The following is a 4951-nucleotide window of genomic DNA, read 5'->3' as shown; positions in this document are numbered from 1 at the left end:
CATCGTTTTCGACGAGAAGGGTGCGCCTGCGATTCAAGGCACAACCCTAAAGGTGGTTGAGTTGGTTTTGGAGAAATTGGCCTATGGCTGGAGCCTCGAAGAGTTGCACTTGCAACATCCCTATTTGACCCTTGGCCAAATCCATGCCAGCTTAGCTTATTATTGGGATCATGCTGAAGAGCTTGATAAAGAGATAGCCGAGCGACTCAAAAACGTTGAGGGACTTCGCGAGAAGGCCAGCCAAAAAGGATCGCCATTGGTTGCAAGGCTTAAGGCCAAGAGCCTTCTCTAATGCCGATTTCGTTTTATATGGATGCCCATATCCCGCGGGTTGTCGCTGTGGGGCTTCGCATGCGAAGTGTCGATGTGCTCACTGCCCAGGAAGATGGCGCGGATAGGTTGTCCGATCTAAGCTTTTGGATCGGGCAACCCAACTCAATCGAGTGCTCCTTACCCCAACTTCCGCACTCTTGACTCGCAAGCCAGTAACAGCAAGGCATCCTGCGTTCGGTGGTCACTAATTCTCTTTATAGCCAGATCTTTTTCGGCTTGATCGGTTCATGGGGCACGTTCAGTTTGGAATAAAGCTCAATCTGTTCTGAGGTCGGCCTTGTTGCGCGACGCACTTTTAAAACCCTGCCGTCGGCTGTGGGCAGCACAATAGTTACCATCTGATGGGTCTTGAGCGCCTCCCTCACCGTAAAGGTCAGTTCGCCTTCGTCGTAGGAGATCTCGTAGTACTTAGCGACGCGGGGATAGCGCTCCTTTATCCTGCCTATGGCCTCGTAGACCTTGTCCTCCCTGACCAGCCTGCCGCAAGTTATGCGCTCTTTCAGCTTCTTTAAGTCACAGAGCAGGCGCCTCTCATGGGCCTCCCTTATGGATCTATCCTTAACCGTTCGCTCTTCGCTCACCACCAAGACGTAAACTTCGCCGCCGCACTCCTTCTTCTTCACCTCTACATGGCTCTTCTTTTGGTGGGATTTGGTGGCGGAAGTGGGGCGAACTACTTCTACGAACCCTTCTTCATCTTCGAATTCGCAAAGGAAGCGGTCGCGCTCGCCTTGCCTCGTAGCTACGACGTAATGATAGCCCCTGCTTTTGATGAGATCGATGTTGTCTTGGCTTGCCATGCCCCGGTCAACCACCACCGTAATCATCTCTTTCTTGCCCTGTCTTTCTTCTAAGGCGTCGAGCATGGCACCGACCGTGGTGGAGTCGGCCCTGTTTCCCTCAAAGACCTCGTGCATGATGGGAAAGCCTTCGCGGTCTACCACAAGCCCCACAAGCACCTGTTGCAATCCGGACGCTTGTCCCTAAAGTAGCCGCGCTTAGCTTCATCGTTCTTTACGCACCTTCCCTTGAAATATGTGGAGGTGATGTCGTAGAGGTAGATCGTGCATTCGAGGTTGAAGAGGTTCACCTCCCTCACCCTCAAAAAGTGAAAAATATTATCTTGTATGTTATTCTAATTAAGGTCTTATTCATTTTGCAGGAAGGGTGGTGGCAATAGGTGGACGCCGGACCCAGTAGTCATCGGTGCAGCGTGTATGAAATAACAGGCGGACATGCTCCGGTTCTTTCGGAGGGTCAGGGCTTTCCTATGGCCACATCCTTCATGCCTATCCCTCTGCTTTAGGCCATCCCAAACGCCCTCCGGAGATCGGAAGATTTAGCAAAACGACAAAAACGTCTTTAAGACGCTACGGATCCTTTGCGTCCCTTTAGCAATCCACTGATCTCTGGGAGGTGATTCCAATGGAACAGAGAAACATCGATTTCTTCAGGGGAACCGTCGAGGATATGTTGGAGGCACGTAACTATGAAGCTTTGCGGGATTACCTTAGCGAGCTTCATCCTTACGAGATTGCATCGCTTTTGGAGGAATTCGAGGAACCGGAACAAATCACGATACTTTCCTTGACCCCTCCGGAAACCGCAGCTGAGGCTTTGGAGCACTTGGACTACGACGACCAGTACCGACTGCTTGATCACTCCGACAAAGCCGTGGCCAAGGCGATACTTGCGGCCATGGGACGGGACGCCATAGCCGATCTGCTCATGGCCATCCATCCAAACAAGGCACAACAAATAATGGCCATGGTACCGCAGGAAGATCTGGAAAGCATCAAGTACCTCATGACCTATCCAGAGGATTCCGCCGGCGGGATAATGTCCCTGGACTACATCCAGGCTAGAGAGTACTGGACTATAGAGCAGGTCATAAGGCATTTCAGAAAGGTCGGCCAGAAACAGAGCATCGCAAACTACATTTACGTGGTCGACGCTGTGGGGCGTCTGGTAGGCGTGTTATCCCTCAAGGAACTGCTTTTAAGCGACCCCAAAAGCCTTGTATCCGACGTTATGCACAAGAACATCATAACGGTGCTGGCGGCAGCAGACCAGGAAGAGGCAGCCAGGATAATGAGCCAGTACGACCTCATGATCCTGCCCGTGGTAAACGGCCAGGGCAGATTGGTCGGCGTCATCACGGCCGACGACATCATGGACGTTATAGAAGAAGAGGACACCGAAGACATTCACAGGCTCGGAGGCAGCCAGCCTCTGGAATTGCCCTATCTGGAATCAAGCCTGACGACGCTTTTCAGCAAGCGAATAGGCTGGCTCGTATTTCTCTTCGTCGTCCAGGCGGTTACGAGCAATATCTTAAAGTACTATGAAAATGTTTTAAGCAGCGTGGTAACCTTGGCCTTTTTTATCCCACTGCTTGCCGATGTGGGGGGAAACTCCGGCACGCAGGCGTCGTCGTTGATTATAAGGGCCCTAGCTCTGGGAGAGGTCACGGTTAAGGACATCGCAACCATACTCTTCAAGGAGTTAAGGGTTAGCAGTTTAATGGGTATCGTGATGGGATTCATAGGGTACTTCTTCGCCTGGGCCATAAGCGGTTCGACGGCGATTGGCATGACAGTGGCCTGCACCTTAATAGCGGTCTTGATCATGAGCTCCACGATAGGGGCAATCCTACCCATACTGGGAAGGATGTGCCGCGTGGACCCGGCAGTGTTTTCCGCACCCTTTATCACCACGGTGGTCGATATCACCGCACTTACGGTGTACTTCAATGTCGCGATAAGGCTGCTGAACATAAATTAAAATTTTAGGGTCAAACTAGCTTATTCACGGCACGGGCCACTAATAAGCAGCCTGTGCCGTATTTTGTATTAGTAGACTGTCTTTTTGTACTAACTACGAGTTATTTGTAAAATGATCTGACATACACTTATAATTTAAAACTTTATTTCTATTGACCTCGGATTTCGGAATACTTGTACATATAAATTAAAGTGCATTAATTCATAAAAACTTAATCAGACTTGCATGAGACAGTTGTTATAAATATAATTAAATTTAAGCATTATATTGTCGCCTGCCATATTTTTGCTCGCAACGCTTTTAATATGTTCTATAGTGTCTTTGGCAACGGGCACATCTTGGGGAACATCAGGCACTGTCGGGCTGGCCTTGATGGGCATCGCTGCAGGCTTAGGCGTGCCGGCACCGCTGGCCGCAGGCGTGGTAATATCTGGAGCTTACTTTGGAGATAAGATGTCTCGTCTCCCCTCTCCGATACGACAAACCTGGCACCCGCAGTGACAGGCACGACTCCTTTCAGCCACATTAGGGCCATGATGTCCACAACAATGACTACTTATTATATTATCGTCATCATCATTACCGTAGTCCTCGGATTTAAGTTTGCAGGCGGCCCTTTGGATGTATCGAAAATACAGGCCTTTCAAAAGTTACTGGCCGCAGAGTTTCATATCTCGCCCTTAGGATTTATCCCACCCATCGTAGTAATACTTCTTGCTGCCTTGAGGTTTCCTGCGATTCCAAGCATGTTTGCAGGCGTCGTATTAGGCAGCATAATGATACTCTTTCAAGGAAGCGGATTGGCCACCATGGTCACTGCCATCCATTACGGCTACACTCCTGCTTTGAGCGCCGAGATCGCTGGAGCTGAAAGTTTAGAGGCAGTATCTGCTTTGCTTGCATCAAAGGGCATCACTGACGTTGCACCTGAACTTGCAAAGGAAGTCGCTCAGATGTTAAGTGAATTACTGCAACGTGGCGGACTGGATTCCATGATGTGGACGGTATCGTTGATACTTTGTGCCCTTTCCTTCGGCGGAGTCATGGAGCGATGCGGGTTCTTGGAAGTTTTGCTGGATTCGCTTTTGCGCCACGTGGAGAGCGTCACTGGCCTAATCACCTCTGTGATATTTGCTTGTATCTTTACAAATATACTTTTGGCAGATCAATATGTTGCAATTGTCCTTCCAGGTAGGATGTTTAAATCTGCTTTTGACAAAAAAGGGCTTGCATCCAAGGATGTTATCCAGGACGCTGGAGGACAGCGGCACGCTCACGTCCGTCCTGATCCCCTGGAACACATGCGGAGCTTATCACGCGAGCCTCTTTGGAGTGCCAACCCTTGAGTATCTGCCTTACGCCTTCCTGAACTACCTAAATCCCCTGGTCGCCATAGCGCTCACGGCGATGGGCAAATTCATATTCTGGCGCAAGGAGACGGATGAAGACATCATAACGGAATAAACTTAATGTCAAGAACAGCTTAAAAGGGCCGCCCGCAAGCGGCCCTTTTTGATAGCGCGGATATCTTTAAGATCACTCGATGTAAATTATATAAGGAAGGGGTCTTTCTCTGCCTCCCGGAGAATGATTTACCAAAGCTCCGTTCCACCAGAGGCCTGATGAGCCCCCACCGTCCAGGTTTACGGCATCCTTCATGCCGAGACGTTTTGCCAAAGACGTGAGCTCTGCAAGGGTAACCCCGCGGGAATGCCAGGGATCGCGGCCATCCACCACGACCCAATAAATCTTGCTTCCGTCGCATCCCCACAATGTCCTCGGGTGTCTTTTGTCCGTGAAGCTCGGTTTAAAGCCCTCGTTTGCGCTCACGTCC

4 protein-coding genes and 1 pseudogene are annotated in these 4951 nt (G+C 50.2%); 3 read left to right on the top strand and 2 right to left on the bottom strand.

Translation table 11 applies throughout. From position 1 onward, the window contains the following. The coding region (locus Q7P41_RS08550; protein ID WP_303883479.1) for a DUF433 domain-containing protein at nt 1-292 on the top strand (292 nt) is incomplete at its 5' end. A gap of 235 nt (nt 293-527) precedes the next feature. Here the strand turns inward: Q7P41_RS08550 and Q7P41_RS08545 are convergent. Beyond that, complete coding sequence (locus Q7P41_RS08545) at nt 528-1277, bottom strand: transposase (RefSeq protein ID WP_303883477.1); 750 nt, start codon at nt 1275-1277, stop codon at nt 528-530. A gap of 481 nt (nt 1278-1758) precedes the next feature. Between Q7P41_RS08545 and mgtE the strand changes: the two genes are divergently transcribed. Continuing rightward, entirely contained in the window at nt 1759-3117 is a 1359-nt protein-coding gene (gene mgtE / locus Q7P41_RS08540; protein WP_303883476.1) for a magnesium transporter, read from the top strand. A gap of 255 nt (nt 3118-3372) precedes the next feature. Beyond that, nucleotides 3373-4581 (top strand): annotated as a pseudogene (locus tag Q7P41_RS08535) (Na+/H+ antiporter NhaC family protein); the annotation flags it as partial. Between the two features lie 72 nt (nt 4582-4653). Here Q7P41_RS08535 and Q7P41_RS08530 read toward each other — a convergent pair. Continuing rightward, nucleotides 4654-4951 (bottom strand): phosphodiester glycosidase family protein (locus tag Q7P41_RS08530; RefSeq protein WP_303883474.1); only part of this gene is annotated, 298 nt, incomplete at its 5' end.

It is taken from the genome of Acetomicrobium mobile (assembly GCF_937920065.1).
The sequence above is the reverse complement of the archived record's forward strand: the minus strand, read 5'-3'. Positions and strand labels throughout refer to the sequence as shown.

Bases quoted from the DNA above. Each gene is read 5' to 3' on its own strand.
- mgtE (WP_303883476.1), top strand. From the start codon at position 1,759: ATGGAACAGAGAAACATCGATTTCTTCAGGGGAACCGTCGAGGATATG.